The sequence below is a fragment of the Pseudomonas sp. 31 R 17 genome, assembly GCF_900004915.1.
Lineage (GTDB): Bacteria > Pseudomonadota > Gammaproteobacteria > Pseudomonadales > Pseudomonadaceae > Aquipseudomonas > Aquipseudomonas orientalis_A.
The window spans coordinates 1-14,825 of record NZ_CVTN01000042.1 but is presented as its reverse complement, the minus strand read 5'-3'; the positions used below and the strand labels follow the sequence as shown (position 1 = coordinate 14,825).

12 protein-coding genes are annotated in these 14,825 nt (G+C 61.3%); 4 read left to right on the top strand and 8 right to left on the bottom strand.

What is annotated here, in order from left to right:
- Window positions 1-41 precede the first annotated feature (41 nt).
- The 4 genes from BFP89_RS04025 to BFP89_RS04010 are packed head-to-tail and all read right to left on the bottom strand — an operon-like array spanning window position 42 to window position 6,153.
- Window positions 42-1,235: a hybrid sensor histidine kinase/response regulator gene (locus BFP89_RS04025; RefSeq protein WP_065884290.1), complete on the bottom strand. Its 1,194-nt coding sequence runs from the start codon at window positions 1,233-1,235 to the stop codon at window positions 42-44.
- A complete protein-coding gene (locus BFP89_RS04020) occupies window positions 1,229-1,828 on the bottom strand; it encodes a chemotaxis protein CheB (protein WP_065884289.1) in 600 nt (199 codons plus the stop codon). The genes BFP89_RS04025 and BFP89_RS04020 overlap by 7 nt, the downstream gene beginning before the upstream one ends.
- Complete coding sequence (locus tag BFP89_RS04015; protein WP_170827544.1) at window positions 1,825-2,655, bottom strand: CheR family methyltransferase; 831 nt, start codon at window positions 2,653-2,655, stop codon at window positions 1,825-1,827. The genes BFP89_RS04020 and BFP89_RS04015 overlap by 4 nt, the downstream gene beginning before the upstream one ends.
- Window positions 2,656-6,153, bottom strand: coding sequence for a response regulator (locus BFP89_RS04010; protein ID WP_065884288.1), 3,498 nt, complete (start codon window positions 6,151-6,153; stop codon window positions 2,656-2,658).
- Window positions 6,154-6,389: 236 nt separating this feature from the next.
- Here BFP89_RS04010 and BFP89_RS04005 point away from each other — a divergent pair, with 236 nt between their 5' ends.
- Together BFP89_RS04005 and BFP89_RS04000 are read left to right on the top strand one after the other, a co-directional pair.
- Window positions 6,390-6,749: a response regulator gene (locus tag BFP89_RS04005; protein WP_065884287.1), complete on the top strand. Its 360-nt coding sequence runs from the start codon at window positions 6,390-6,392 to the stop codon at window positions 6,747-6,749.
- A 110-nt stretch (window positions 6,750-6,859) separates the two neighbouring features.
- A complete protein-coding gene (locus BFP89_RS04000) occupies window positions 6,860-8,260 on the top strand; it encodes a DUF1254 domain-containing protein (protein ID WP_065884286.1) in 1,401 nt (466 codons plus the stop codon).
- An 82-nt stretch (window positions 8,261-8,342) separates the two neighbouring features.
- Here the strand turns inward: BFP89_RS04000 and BFP89_RS03995 are convergent, their stop codons facing one another.
- On the bottom strand, window positions 8,343-8,837 hold the full coding sequence (locus BFP89_RS03995) for a hypothetical protein (RefSeq protein ID WP_065884285.1): 495 nt from the start codon (window positions 8,835-8,837) through the stop codon (window positions 8,343-8,345).
- Window positions 8,838-9,104: 267 nt separating this feature from the next.
- On the opposite strand from BFP89_RS03995, the gene BFP89_RS03990 reads away from it, so the two are divergent.
- Window positions 9,105-9,797, top strand: coding sequence for an aspartate/glutamate racemase family protein (locus BFP89_RS03990; RefSeq protein WP_065884284.1), 693 nt, complete (start codon window positions 9,105-9,107; stop codon window positions 9,795-9,797).
- Here BFP89_RS03990 and BFP89_RS03985 read toward each other — a convergent pair.
- From BFP89_RS03985 to BFP89_RS03975, 3 genes are all read right to left on the bottom strand, one after another.
- The gene (locus tag BFP89_RS03985; protein WP_065884283.1) at window positions 9,794-10,306 is read right to left on the bottom strand and encodes a GNAT family N-acetyltransferase; all 513 of its coding nucleotides are present in this window, start codon (window positions 10,304-10,306) and stop codon (window positions 9,794-9,796) included. The two genes, BFP89_RS03990 and BFP89_RS03985, sit on opposite strands and share 4 nt — an antisense overlap.
- 85 nt (window positions 10,307-10,391) lie before the next feature.
- Window positions 10,392-11,531 (bottom strand): glycerate kinase, encoded by a 1,140-nt coding sequence (locus BFP89_RS03980; protein ID WP_065884282.1) that lies wholly within the window; start codon window positions 11,529-11,531, stop codon window positions 10,392-10,394.
- Window positions 11,532-11,628: 97 nt separating this feature from the next.
- Entirely contained in the window at window positions 11,629-12,729 is a 1,101-nt protein-coding gene (locus BFP89_RS03975; protein WP_065884281.1) for a sugar diacid recognition domain-containing protein, read from the bottom strand.
- A 160-nt stretch (window positions 12,730-12,889) separates the two neighbouring features.
- Here BFP89_RS03975 and BFP89_RS03970 point away from each other — a divergent pair, with 160 nt between their 5' ends.
- On the top strand, window positions 12,890-14,200 hold the full coding sequence (locus tag BFP89_RS03970; protein ID WP_065884280.1) for an MFS transporter: 1,311 nt from the start codon (window positions 12,890-12,892) through the stop codon (window positions 14,198-14,200).
- Window positions 14,201-14,825 lie beyond the last annotated feature (625 nt).

Genomic DNA, 14,825 nt, shown 5'->3' with positions numbered 1-14,825 from the left:
CATGGGGTCACGTAGAGGTTGCGTCGAGCTGACGATTGATTTCATGCCGTTTCCTGGAGTGGCAGACAGACCCGAAACAACGCGCCCTCGCCTATCTGGCTCTCGACCTCGATGGTGCCGCCATGGGCCGCGACGATCTGTTCGGAGATGAACAGTCCCAGGCCCAGGCCGGCCGCCGCATGGCTGACGGAAACCCGCTCGAATTGCTGGAAAATGCGCTTCTGGTTGTCTTCGCTGATGCCGATGCCATGGTCGCGCACTTCCACGCAGGCCTCGCCATGTTCTGCATACACCCGCACTTCGATCGGGCTCTTGGCGCCGTAGCGCAAGGCATTGGTCAGCAGGTTGGTGACGACCTGCTCGATGCGAAACTCATCCCAATTACCCTCGACCGGCTCGTCAGCCAGCAATTGCATCGACGATTCGGCGGCGGCGACTTGCGGCTCGAAGTTATGCACCAGGTTGCGCACCAGTTGCGCCAGGTCGAAGCGCGCCGGGCGTATCGACAGCTTGCCGGTGCGGATGCGCGACACATCGAGCATATCTTCGATCAGGCGGATCAGGCTCTTGATCTGGCGCTCATCGCGGTCGACCATCGCGTGCATCTTGTCCAGGGTAAAGGCCGCCGCGTTGTCCCGGGCCAGGTGCATCTTGCGCAGCTGGGTTTCCAGAATCAGCCCGTTCAGTGGCGTACGCACTTCGTGGGCGACGATCGACATGAAGTCATCGCGCATGCGCACCGCCTGCTCCAGCTCGGCCTGGGTGGCCTGCAGGCGCGTGAGCAGCAGCTCCTGCTCGCGGCGGCTGCGCTCCAGGGCTTCGACCTGCAGCTTCATCGCCTTGCTCTGGCGGTACAGGTCGACGAATACGTTGACCTTACTCTTCACCGCGTGGATATCCAGCGGCTTGTGCAGGAAGTCCACCGCGCCGCTTTCATAACCCTTGAAGGCGTAATTGAGTTCGCGGCCGGCGGCACTGACAAACACAATCGGGATGTTTTTGGTCTTTTCGGTGCCGCGCATCAGTTCGGCCAGTTCGAAACCGTTCATGCCAGGCATCTGCACGTCGAGGATCGCCATGGCGAATTCATGTTCCAGCAACAGGGACAATGCTTCGTCGGCACTCAATGCCTTGAATACCTGGCGGTCTTCGCGCTTGATCAGCGCTTCGAGGGCCAGCAGGTTTTCCGGCAGATCGTCGACGATCAGCAGTTTGGCCTGGACAGTACTTAACATGGGGAAGGTTCCAGGGAAGCCAGCAATGAGCCAATGCGGCTCAAGGAAAGAATATGGTCGGGTGTGTGCAGCGCCAGCGCGGCCAGGGGCATCACGGCAATCCGGGCCTCGACGGGGTCTTGTACAACGGTCGTGCCGCCCGATTGCTTGACATAAGCCAACCCGCGCGCGCCGTCCTGGTTGGCGCCGGTCAGCAGGATCGCGAGCAGGCCTCTTGCGTAGGCATCGGCGGCCGAGGTGAAGAGAAAATCGATGGCCGGCCGGGAATGGTGCACGCGGTCCTCCTGACTCAACGACAAGCTGCGGTCCTGTTCCACCGACAAATGATAGCCGGGACCGGCGAAATACAGGGTGCCCGCCTCGATCGACTCCTTGTCCCGCGCCTCCTTCACCGGAATGCGCAAGCGCCGCGCGAAGACCTCGGCCAGCTGGCTGCGACGCTCATCCGGCAGGTGCAGCACCGCAATGATCGGCAGGCCGAACGTGTCCGGCAACCCGCCAAATATACTCAGCAGCGCCTCCACGCCGCCGGCGGAAGCGCCGACGACGATGGCTTCAATCCCGTAAATCGGGGGGCTGGCGGCATCGCTCATGATTTGCGGTAGATCCGTTCCTGTTTGACCAAGGGTTCGAATTGCTTGCTGTAGGCTGAAAAATCCAGGGTTTCCTTGCTGCCCAACACCAGGAAGCCGCGATGACACAGCGACTCATGAAACAACCCAAACGCCCTGTCTTGCAAATTTTTATTGAAGTAAATCAGTACGTTGCGACATGAAATTAATTGAGTTTCTGAGAATACACTGTCGGTCGCCAGGCTGTGGTCGGCGAACGTGACGTTCTCGCGCAAGGTCTTGTCGAAGATCGCATTATCGTAAGCTGCGGTGTAGTAATCGGCAAATGAGCGCTGGCCACCGGCCTGCTGATAGTTAGCGGTGTAGGCACGCACGTTCTCCAGGGAGAAGATGCCCTGCTTGGCTTTGTCCAGCGAGGCCGGGTTGATGTCGGTGGCGTAGATGATGGTGCGTTCGAGCAAGCCTTCCTCGCGCAGCAGGATCGCCATGGAGTACACCTCCTCGCCGGTGCTGCAGCCGGCGATCCAGATCTTGATCGACGGATAGGTCTTGAGCAACGGCACGACTTCCCGGCGAATCGCCAGAAAGTGCGACGGGTCGCGAAACATCTCGCTCACCGGGATGGTCAGGAACTGCAGCAATTGCATGAACGCCGCCGGATCGTGCAGCACGCGCTCCTGCAGCGCGGAAATGGTCGCACAGTCGAACTGGCGCAAGGCATGGGCCACGCGCCGCTTGACCGACGCACCGGAATAGTCGCGAAAGTCGTAGCTGTACTTGAGGTAAATCGCCTCGATCAACAGGCGCAGCTCGATGTCGCTGCTTTTGTCCAAGAAACTTCGCTCCACTTAAATGCGTTCCATCTTGGGTAACCACACGCGAATCAACGAGAACAGACGGTCCAGATCAATCGGTTTGGCCAGGTAATCGTTGGAACCTGCCGCCAGGCAACGCTCCTGGTCATCTTTCATGGCCTTGGCGGTGACGGCAATGATCGGCAGCTTTTTCCAGCGCGGGTCCTGACGGATCAGCGCGGTCGCTTCGTAGCCATCCATCTCCGGCATCATCACGTCCATCAGTACCAGGTCGATATCATCGACCTCATTGAGCTTGTCGATGGCTTCACGGCCATTGCGCCCGATCACCACCAAGGCGCCTTTATGCTCCAGGGCACTGGTCAGGGCAAAGATATTGCGCACATCGTCGTCCACCAGCAGGATCTTGCGCCCTTCGAACACCTTGTCACGGCTGCGCGCGGTCTTGAGCATCTTCTGGCGGTCATGGGACAGCTGGGATTCGACTTTGTGCAGAAAGAGTGTGACCTCATCAAGCAGGCGCTCCGGGGACCGCGCGCCCTTGATGATGATCGAGCGCGAATACTTGCGCAGCTCGGCTTCTTCGTCGCGTGTCAGGTTGCGCCCGGTATACACGATCACCGGCGGGAACGAGCAGATATCCTCGGTGGCCATGCGCTTGAGCAGCTCGTTACCGAGCATGTCCGGCAGCTTGAGGTCGATGATCATGCAGTCGTAGACGTTGGTGCGCAGCAGGTCCAGCGCCGCCTGGGCGTAACCGACATCGGTGATTTCAATGTCATCGTCGCCGATCAGGCGGGCGATGCTGTCACGTTGCAGGTCGTCGTCTTCCACCAGCAGTACGCGCTTGACCTTTTGCGTCAGCTTGGCTTCCAGGCGCGCGAACACGTCCTTGAGCTCTTCCCGGGTGGTGGGTTTGACCGCGTAACCGATGGCGCCCATGTGCATGGCGGCTTCGACGCGGTCTTCCACGGAGATCACGTGCACTGGAATGTGCCGGGTATTGGCGTGCTCCTTCAGACGCTGCAGCACGGTCAAGCCGGAATGATCCGGCAGGCGCATGTCCAGCAGGATCGCGTCGGGGATGAATTCTTCGGCCAGGCTGTAGCCTTCGTCGGCACCGTGGGCGACCAGGCAGTTGTAGCCCAGCTCGTGGGCCAGGTCGAAGAGGATGCGCGCGAAATTCGGCTCATCTTCCACCACCAGGATGGTGCGGGTGGTGAATGGCGCTTTGTCGCGGTCATCGGCAAAGCGCGGGATCGGTTCGGCATCGGCCGCCGGCAGCGACGCAACCTTGACGGGCACCGGCGCCGGTACCGCCACGGCTTGGCGCGGGGCTTCGATCGGCGCGGCATCTTCGCCGCGTTCGACGTACTGTTCCGGCAATACCAGGGTAAAAATGCTGCCCTTGCCCGGTTCGCTGGTCACGCTGATGTAGCCACCCAGCAAGGTTGCCAGGTCACGGGAAATGGACAGGCCCAGGCCGGTGCCACCGTAACGGCGATTGGTGGTGCCATCGGCCTGGCGGAAGGCTTCGAAGATGCTTTCCTGTTGGTCCTGGGCGATACCTATCCCTGAATCGCGTACGGTAAAGGCGATGCCCTCCCCCGGCGCCCGGGATACCGACAGGCTGACCTGGCCCTGTTCAGTGAACTTGATGGCGTTGGACAGCAGGTTCTTGAGAATCTGCTCCAGACGCTGGCGGTCAGTGAACAGCAGGGTCGGTGAACCTGCCTGCACATCGATCTGGAAGCCCAGCTTGCGATCCCTGGCCAGCGGTTCGAACATGCCGCGCAGGCCGTCCACCAGGCGCTCGACGCTGGAATTCTCCGGACGCACTTCCAACTTGCCGGCTTCTACCTTGGAAATGTCGAGAATGTCATTGATCAGGTTGAGCAGGTCATTGCCGGCCGAATAGATCGACTCGGCAAACTTGACCTGCTCGGCACTGAGGTTTTCCTGCGGGTTCTCGGCCAGCAACTTGGCCAGGATCAGCGAACTGTTCAGCGGCGTGCGCAGCTCGTGGGACATGTTGGCCAGGAATTCGGACTTGTACTTGCTGGAGCGTTGCAACTCATCGGCGCGGACTTCCAGTTCCAGCTGGACCCGGTTGAGTTCGACGTTCTTGCGGTCCATGGCGTCGCGCTGTTCGGCCAGGGTCTGGGTCTGTTCGGCCAACTGTTCGTTGGTCTGCTCAAGCTCCGCCTGCTGGGTCTCCAGGTGCGCCTGGGACTCCTTGAGGATGCGCGACTGTTCCTCCAGCTCCTCGTTGGCGGTCTTGAGTTCTTCCTGCTGCACTTGCAGCTCTTCGTTGAGCTGCTGGGTCTCGGCGAGGACTTCCTGCAAACGCTGGCGATAACGTGCGGCTTCGATGGACGTACCGATATTGTCGGCGATCAGCTCCAGCAGCTCGACGTCGCGCTCTTCCAGCGGGCGCAGGAAGCCAAGCTCGATCACGCCGTTGACGCGGTCGTCGTCGCTGGTCGGCACCACCAGTACGCTGCGGGTGGCGCCCTCGCCCAGCCCCGAGCAGACCTTGAAGTAGTCCACCGGTACGTCGTCCAGGCGGATCAGGCGATCGAGCTGGGCGGCCTGCCCTACGATGCCTTCGTCGCTGTAGATCGACTGTTCCAGCTGCGCCTGTTCGCGGGAGAAGCCGTAGGTGGCGACCCGCCGCAGGCCACCGTGCTCTTCGCGCACATACAACGCCCCGACGGCTGAGCCCATGTATTGAGCGAAGAACTGCAGGATGTTGCGGCCCAGCAGGTTCAAGGTCAGTTGGCCAAGCACCTGTTCGGCCAGTTCGGTTTGGCCATTGCGCAGCCAGGCCTGCTGCTCCAGGCGTTTGGCGATCTTCTGTTGGGACGCGAGGTTTGCGCTGTAGCTACTTGAAAGCGCTAGTAAATTCTTTCTGCCAATGTACGCCAGGAAACCACTGAGGCCGAGGACGAACGCCAGGTACAGCGTGACGCTGAGCACCGTGGTGCGGGTCACTTCCTCGTTACGGGAGATGCGGAACTGTTGTTCCATCGATACCGCGTCTTCATATTCCTTGCGAATCTCGTCGGTCAGGCGCTTGCCCCGGCCCGCCTTGACGGCACCACGGAAATCGCCACTGCTGCGCTGCAGCTCAATCATCGACTGCGCGTAGTTGTTCCATTCGGCCTGCAGGGCTTCCAGGCGCTTGAGGCGGTCGACCTGCTGCGGGTTGTCGGCCACCAGCTCCTGCAAATTACGCAGGTCGGCAATGATCCGCGGCTTGGCCACTTCATAAGGGTCGAGGAAATGCTCGTCACCCGTAATCAGGAAACCGCGCATGCCGGTTTCCAGGTCGACCGTCAATTTGGACGACTCATTGAGGTTGTTGATGACCCGGTCGGTGTGCTCCACCCACTGGATCACCGACAGTAAATAGGTGATCAGGCACACGAAAAACACCGCGCTGAGCACGCCCACACTCAATGGCAGGGCCACGTTACGGCTCAGGAGTTTACTGAAGCTCTTTTCATCAACTGACGACGCGGGAGTCATGGGCATGCCTTGGCCAAGTGCGGAAAAACCGGGAGTTTGCCCCAAAGTGACGATCAAGACCATTTTTCTGGGACGTTTTTGTACAGATTCCTACAGCAGAACAGGCTATTCTGCCTGGTCTTTTGTACTGCATTGTTTTAACGCCCTGGGAACTTGTGGATAGCCCGCGCTTACTCAAGTACAGGCCTGTGAGAATGGCCAGCGTTAAAACTCGTCTTTTTTGGGAAAGCCTTTTTATGTCCGCAAATGCCTCCACCATCCTTGTTGTCGAAGACGACGCTATCGTGCGCATGTTGATTGTCGATGTGCTCGATGAGTTGGAATTCACGGTGCTTGAGGCTGCTGACGCCGAGGCGGCCCTGTTGATCGTGCAAGACACGGCTCAAGTGATCTCCCTGATGATGACCGACGTCGGCCTGCCCGATATGGACGGCAAGCAACTGGCGGCCAGGGTACGCGAACTGCGCCCTGACCTGCCCATCCTGTTCGCCAGCGGCTATGCCGAGAACATCGATGTGCCCGCCGGCATGCAGGTGATTGGCAAGCCGTTCTCGATCGACCAGTTGCGCGATAAAGTCAAATCGATGTTGCCCTGAATATCCAGTGTCCTTTTGCAGGTTTTAACGTGACGTCCGGGAAAGAAAACAGGAAACTCAGCGCCTGCATCTCCCCGTCAGTCAAAAGAACCCTGGAAGGACGCAACAACATGATTGGACAACCTGCGCGCCTGGTGTTGGCGAGCCTCTCGATACTGCTGAGCACCGGCGCCTGGGCCGACTTTACGGCCACCCCTGCCGAAGCCCGGGCCATTGCCAAGCAAGCCTACTTGTACGGCTATCCCGTGGTTGAGATGTACAAGACGCTCTACACCCAGGCCGTGGACAAAGGCGGGGCCAATTTCAAGGCACCGTTCAATCGCATCGGCAACAGCGCGCAGGTGTTTACCCCCAAGGACACCGCGTTCACGACCCCGAACGCGGACACGCCCTACTCCTTCGTCTGGATGGACCTGCGCAAGGAACCGCTGGTGCTGACCCTGCCCAAGGTCGAAGACAACCGCTACTACTCGGTGCAGTTGCTCGACCTCTATACCCAGAACATCGCCTACCTGGGCACGCGCAGTACCGGCAACAACGGCGGTCACTACATGATCGCGGGGCCTGACTGGAAGGGTCAGCAGCCCGTCGATATCGACCGAGTGGTCTACAGCGAAAGCAATATCGCCTACGCCTTGTATCGCACGCAGCTGTTCGATGAAAAAGACCTGGGCAAGGTCAGGCAAATCCAGAACGGCTATAAAGTGCAGCCGCTGAGCAGCTATGTGAAACAAGCGGCCCCGGCCAAGGTGCCGAAGATCGAGTGGCCCAAGCCGATGGCGAACATGAGCGACAGCCCGCAGTTGTTCCGCTACTTGAACTTCATGCTGGCCTTCGCTGCGCCCCAGGACAGTGAAAAAGACCTGCTGGCGCGCTTCGCCACGATAGGTATCGCCCCCGGCGCACCTTTCAAGCTGAACCAACTGAGCGCCGAGCAGCGCAAAGCGTTGGAGGACGGGATTGCCGATGGCAAGGCCGAGTTCGCCACGTTCAAGAAAGACAAAATCGACACCCATCAAGTCTCCAGCGGCGAGCTGTACGGCAGCCGTGACCGGCTGAACAACAATTACCTGTACCGGTACGCCGGCGCCAACCTGGGGATGTTCGGCAACTCCACCGATGAAGCCGCTTACTTCACCTGGTTCGATGACAGCGAAGGCAAGCCGGCCAACGGTGCACGTCGCAGCTACACCGTCCATTTCGCCAAGGACCAACTGCCGCCGGCCGATGCGTTCTGGTCGCTGACCATGTACGACGCCAAGACCAAGTTGCTGGTGCCGAACCACAAGAAACGTTACCTGATCAACTCACGCATGCTGCCCGGCCTGAAACTGGACGCCGACGGCGGCCTGACCCTGGCCCTGCAGCATCATGAGCCACCGAAGGCCGAACAGAGCAACTGGCTGCCCGCTCCGACCGGGCCGTTCTTCGCGGTGCTGCGTATTTACCTGCCCAAGCCCGAAGTCACCAGCGGCCAATGGCAGTTGCCGCCGTTGACGCCGCTCAAGTAACCCTCCCGGGAATCCATGCACGGCGGGTGGCAATTGACCTACGCTTCCCGCCACGCCAAATGGTCATTTGAGCGACTCGCCCTCAGCCGCGTTCGCGGGGGATCAGGCTCTGCAACTGCGCCGCCAGGAAATTGGCGTCGAATGTGAAGGTGTCCGGGTCTTTCAGGCCATTGGTCTTCTTCCAGAGCCAATCGTTTTTATCCGCAGGCAATACCAGGGAGACGCTGCCGTGCCGGGCAGCGGTCAGGCCCATTACCGCCACACGGATATACCCGTCCGTCCCCATCACCTCCGGCACGAACTCCACGCTTTTACCGGTGATCAACACAGTCAACTTCTCGGTCTTGAAGGTCGATGTGTCCACGGGCACGCTCGGCCCACTGGCGACATAGGCTTCACGATGCACCTCCAGCAAACCGGCGCTCTTGACCGGTTCCAGCCACTGTTCGACTTGCTCGAACAACTCGCCCAGCTTGTGTGCCCAACGCGCCGACTGCACATCGAATTGCTGTTTTTTATGGGTTTCGCTCTCGGCGTAACGACGAAGCATCTCGCCCAGTTGCTGTACATCGTCCATTGCGGATCTCCTTGGGTGAGTCAGGTTGCGAAGCCCGATCATCGCAGATACGGCTGCCTGGCGTACGAGTTAAAGCTGATTGCAGTGGGTTCGGCAGCAGGCAGCTCACAGGCCTGATCTCCCCGTAAACATCGGCGCTTCCAACAAGCGAAAATGAGTCCACTTAACCCACACTGAACTGCTCCGGTGAATTGGCCGGCAACTGCCTATGACTCATCCACTTTCGGTGGGTATGGTGACGTGACATTCCCCTGTCCGGAGCATCGCATGCGCACCATCGGCCTTATCGGCGGCATGAGCTGGGAGTCCAGTGCCGAGTATTACCGCATCATCAACCAGCAAGTCCGCGACCGGCTCGGCCCGCTGCGTTCGGCGCAGCTGTTGATGTACAGCGTGGACTTCGGTCCGGTGGAACAGGCCCAGCACGCCGGGCGCTGGGATGATGCCGCGCAGATCCTGGAAGACGCTGCGCGCCGTCTGCAGGCAGGCGGCGCCGAGTGTGTGGTGCTGTGTACCAACACCATGCACCGGGTGGCGCCACGTATTGAGGCGGCGGTGTCGATTCCCTTCCTGCATATCGCCGACGCGGCCGGGGCTGCGGCCTTGCAGGCCGGCACCTTGACCGTGGGCTTGCTTGGCACTGCATTCACCATGGAACAGGACTTCCTCAAGGCCCGCCTGATCGCGCAGGGCCTGACCGTGCTGGTGCCGGATGCGGATGAACGCAAGGACGTGCACCGGATCATTTATGAAGAGTTATGTGTGGGGGTAATCAGCGACTCATCACGCGCCGTCTACCAGCGGGTGATCGAGTCCCTGGCCGCACGCGGCGCCCAGGCGGTGATTCTCGGCTGTACGGAAATCAGCCTGCTGATCAAGCCCGAGCACAGCGACCTGCCGCTGCTGGACACCACCGAGTTGCATGCGCGGGCTGCGGTGGCGTTTGCGCTGGAGGATTAAACCGGCTTGCGCAGGCGCGCCATGCTCAGGGTATCGACGAACACACCGTCACGCAGGGCGTAGTCGCGCAAACGCCCTTCGACCTCGAAGCCGAATTTACGATACAGGTTGTGTGCCGCTTCGTTGTCGGCGTACACCGTGAGTTCTACGCGGTGCAGGTTCATCCAGTTGTCGGCCACGTCCAGCGCGGTCGTCAACAGCTTCGAACCGATGCCCCTGCCCTGCCATGCCGTCGCCACGCCCATGCCGAAGGACCCCACATGCGCCTGGCGTACGCGCAGGTACTGTTCCAGCCCCAACTGGCCAATCACTTCGCCGCCGTGCAGCGCCACCAATTGCAGTCGGCGCTCGTTATCCATCACCAGGCGTTTGCGCCACGCTTCCACCGACTGGAAAGGCATCTGCAGCACCTGGCGGCATACCGCCGGTTCGTTGTAGAGCGCCGCGACGCCCTCAAGGTGGGCCTCGGTGAAGCGCTGGATCACGATAGGGAGGTCAGGCGTGTGCATTGTGTTTCATCCTTTGAAAGGCACGTGGCCGACCAGTGTAGGAGCAAAGTAGGCGCCCTGGCGAGCCTCAACCTTGCGTGCACATTCAGCCTCGCAGCGCTGTGCGCCAAAGCCGGGCGATGTCCGCCGCGCGCTCGCGCAACAGTCGCGGCGCCTCGCTGCACGCCTGCTCCAGGCTCATCGGCGCCGATGGCAAGGCAAACGCGGCATCCACGCCGTGGGCGTACATTTGCTCGTAGCCATCGCCCAGGGTTCCGGCAATCACGATCACCGGGACCTGGTGATGGCGCGCGATACGCGCCACGCCAAACGGGGTTTTACCGCGCAGGGTCTGGGCGTCGAAGCGGCCTTCGCCGGTGATGACCAGGTCGGCACCGCGCACGGCGGCGTCCAGTCCGACCAACTCGGCCACCACCTCAACGCCGGCACGAAACTGTGCACTCAGAAACGCCTTGGCGGCAAACCCCAGGCCACCGGCGGCGCCGCTGCCGGGTTCGTCGCGCACGTCTCCGGGCAGCACTCGCGCGCAGTGGTCGGCAAAATGACCGAGAGCGGCATCCAGCTGTAGAACCTGCTCGGGAGTGGCGCCTTTCTGCGGGCCGAAAATCGCCGAGGCGCCATGGGCCCCGCACAACGGGTTATTCACATCCGCCGCGATTTCAAAGCGCACCTGAGCCAGACGCGAATCGAGGTTTTCCAGGCTGATGCGGGCCAGGCCTGCCAACGCCAGGCCTCCAAGTGCCAGCGGCTGATCCTGGGCATCGAACAACTGCACCCCGAGCGCTTGCATCGCACCCGCGCCGCCATCATTGGTTGCACTGCCACCAATTGCCAGAATGATGCGTCGGGCGCCCAGATCAAGGGCCGCGCGGATCAGTTCGCCCGTGCCATAGGTGCTGCTGGAACACGCATCGCGCTGGCCCGGCGCAACCAGCTGCAGGCCACTGGCCTCAGCCATTTCGATGATCGCGGTGTGGCTGTCGGCCAACCATCCCCAGTGCGCCTGCACCGCAGCGCCCAGCGGCCCGCGCACGGTCTGGCTGCGCAGCTGCCCGTTACACGCAGCGAGCACTGCCGCGACCGTGCCTTCACCGCCGTCCGCCATCGGGCATTGCACCAACTGCGCGTCAGACCAGACCTGAACCAGGCCATCGGCAATGGCCTGGGCGACCCGTTCGGCACTGAGGCTGTCCTTGAACGAGTCGGGGGCGATGATGATTTTCATGGGCGTTCTCCGTTTTTTATAACGCCCATGCTGACAGTTGGCACCGCCGCTGACGCCAGTCCGCTGCACAAGTGCGGGTGAGGTTTGTTGTTCATTCTTACAAAGCCTGGGGCAACAACTGCACGCCCAGGTACAGCGCAAGCATGCCGTCCAGGGTCAGCGGGTCGACGCCGCTCAGTTCGGCGATCCTTTCCATGCGGTAGCGCAGGCTGTTGCGGTGGATGCCCAGGGCGTCGGCGCAGGCCTGGCTTTGCCCGTCGTGCTCGCACCAACTGCGCAGCGTGGCCAGCAGTTGGCCGTTGCTGTCCCTGGCCAGCACTTTGCGCAGTGGGTTGAGCAATTCGTCCAGGGCGTCATCGTTGCGGTGGCGCCAGAGCATGACCGGCAGGCGATAGCTGTTGTGGAGCAACAGGCGCGCGTGGGGCAGGATATCGCGACCGTAGGCCAGTAAGTCACCGACGCGGCGATAGCAGCGGCGCAGGCCGGCCAGTCCTTGCGCCTGCCCGCCTACGGCCACCCGCAGGATATTCCAACCCAGGCCGTCGAGCTTTTCCAGCAGGCGTGGGTCGTCGACTTGCAGGGCGGCGGGACGGCACCAGAGCAGGGAAAACTGCGCGGAGCTCACGCACCAGCTGTCCGGATAACGCGACATCAGCCAGGCGCTCAAGGCTTCGGCCGACTGCCCCGCGCCCAGTTCAAACAGGTACGGCGTGCGCGCCAGTTGCGGCTTGAGGCCCAACTGTTGCGCTTCGTCGACCAGGCGCGGCGAGTCGCCCGTGTCGGCCAACAGCAAGGCCAGCAGATCGTCACAGCGCTGGCGTCGCCATTGCAGCTCGGCCTGCTGGTGCCGCTGGCTGACCAGCATTTCGGCGGTCATGCGCACCAGTTCGGCGTAGGTGCGCAACCCGTCCGGTTCGCCGGTGATACCCAGTACACCGATCAGGCGCTGGTCATGCATCAGCGGCAGGTTGATGCCCGGCAACACGCCCTTGAGGTGCTTGGCGGTCTGCCCGTCGATTTCCACCACGCGCCCGTTGGCCAGCACCAGTTGCGCGCCTTCGTGACGGGTGTTGATGCGCTCCGGCTCGCCGCTGCCGAGAATCAGGCCCTGGTTGTCCATCACGTTGACGTTGTAGGGCAGGATCGCCATGGTGCGATCGACAATATCCTGGGCCAGCTCATGATCCAGCTCGAACATGGGGGCTATTTTCCTCGAAACGGGTTGGTCAGCGGCACAGCGCAAGGCGGGCTTGACTGTGCGCGAGCACAAAGACAGTTGCCCATCGCCTCACCGAGACTGTTCAAGCGATCAACGTTACCCTCGCATCGCCAAAAATCATAATAAAGAGAGACTCGCCATGTCACAGAGCGCCGCTGCAGCACTGGCCACCGATGACGATAAAAACGCCATCTACAAGCGCGTAACCCTGCGCCTGATCCCCTTCATTTTTATCTGCTACCTGTTCAACTACCTTGACCGGGTCAACGTTGGCTTTGCCAAGTTGCAGATGCTCGACGCGTTGAAATTCAGTGAAACCGTGTACGGCCTGGGTGCCGGGATTTTCTTTATCGGCTACGTGCTGTGTGGCGTGCCGAGCAACCTGGCGCTGACCCGGTTCGGGCCAAGGCGCTGGATCGCGCTGATGATGATCGTGTGGGGCACCCTGTCCACGTGCCTGCTGTTCGTGACCACGCCGACGCATTTCTACACCTTGCGCCTGTTTACCGGTGCCGCCGAGGCGGGCTTCTTTCCCGGCGTGGTGCTGTACCTCTCGCAGTGGTTTCCAACCTTTCGCCGTGGCCGCATCATGGCGCTGTTCATGTCGGCGATTCCGGTTTCCGGCCTGCTTGGCAGCCCGTTCTCCGGCTGGATTCTCAACCACTTCGCGGCCGGCCAGGGCGGGCTTGCCGGGTGGCAGTGGATGTTCCTGTTGCAAGGCATCCCCACCGTGATCCTCGGTGCCCTCGCCTACTTCCTGCTCAGCGACAGCTTCGCCAACGCCAAGTGGCTCAAGCCCCACGAACGCGCGCTGCTGGAAGCTGACCAGGCCATCGACCTGGCGAACAAACCGAAAACCACCACCGACTCCCTGGCCGAGGTCTTCAAGAACCCGGCGATCTGGGCGTTCGGCCTGATCTACTTCTGCATCCAGAGCGGCGTCTATGCGATCAACTTCTGGCTGCCATCGATTATCAAGAGCCTGGGGTTCAGCGATAACCTGGTGATTGGCTGGCTCAGTGCAATCCCTTACCTGCTGGCTGCGGTGTTCATGTTGCTGGTAGGCCGCTCGGCCGACCTGCGCAAGGAGCGTCGCTGGCACCTGGTGGTACCGATGCTGATGGGCGCGATTGGCCTGGTCATCGCGGTGAATTTCGCGACCACCCCGGCGATCGCCATCCTCGGCCTGACCATCGCCACCATGGGCGCCCTCACCGGCCTGCCGATGTTCTGGCCGGTGCCCACCGCCATGCTCAGCGCGGGCGCCGCGGCCGGCGGGCTGGCGCTGATCAACTCCATGGGCCAGATGGCCGGGTTTCTCAGCCCCTACATCGTCGGTTTCGTCAAAGATGCAACAGGGTCCACGGACATGGCGCTGTACCTGCTGGCGGCGGTCATCGTCGCCGGCAGCGTGCTGGCGTTACGGATGACGCGCACCTTGAAGGTTTAAAACGCCCTATGGGGGCATAGGAAGCGCCCAAACGTAACCACGATGCGAAGCGAGCCGCTCTTGCTCTTGATCTGCTTTTGATCTTGATCTCAGGCGCCCCGTCAAACCACGCTGGCCGAACGCAGGCTTGAATCCGTGGGCAACCCGGCAGGACGCCGGGTTAGCCGCACTGGGCCAGGGATGGCCCATTGCGGCGGCCCACGGATTCAAGCCGGAGAGAGGGCACACCGAGCATTAGCGAGGTGCCGAGTGGTGGGGCAAGAGCGTTTTGCTTACTTTTGCGCTTTTCAAAAGTGAGCCGCTGTAAAAGCGGAACCACTAGTAGCCGTTACCGCAGAAACGGATATGTACTCGGTCTGATCCAACATCCTGGCCAGCCCAGAGGCCGCCATCGGGGGCAAGCCCCCTCCCACATTTGGACCGGAATCGACTCAACATCCTGGTTGGCTCTGAGGCCGCCATCGGGAGCAAGCCCCCTCCCACATTTTGGCCAGGATCGACACAAAATCCCGGTCGGCTCTAAGGCCGCCGCGCTTTTGATCTTGATCTCAGGCGCCCCGTTAAACCACGCTGGCCGAACGCAGGCTTGAATCCGTGGGTAACCCGGCAGGACGCCGGGTTAGCC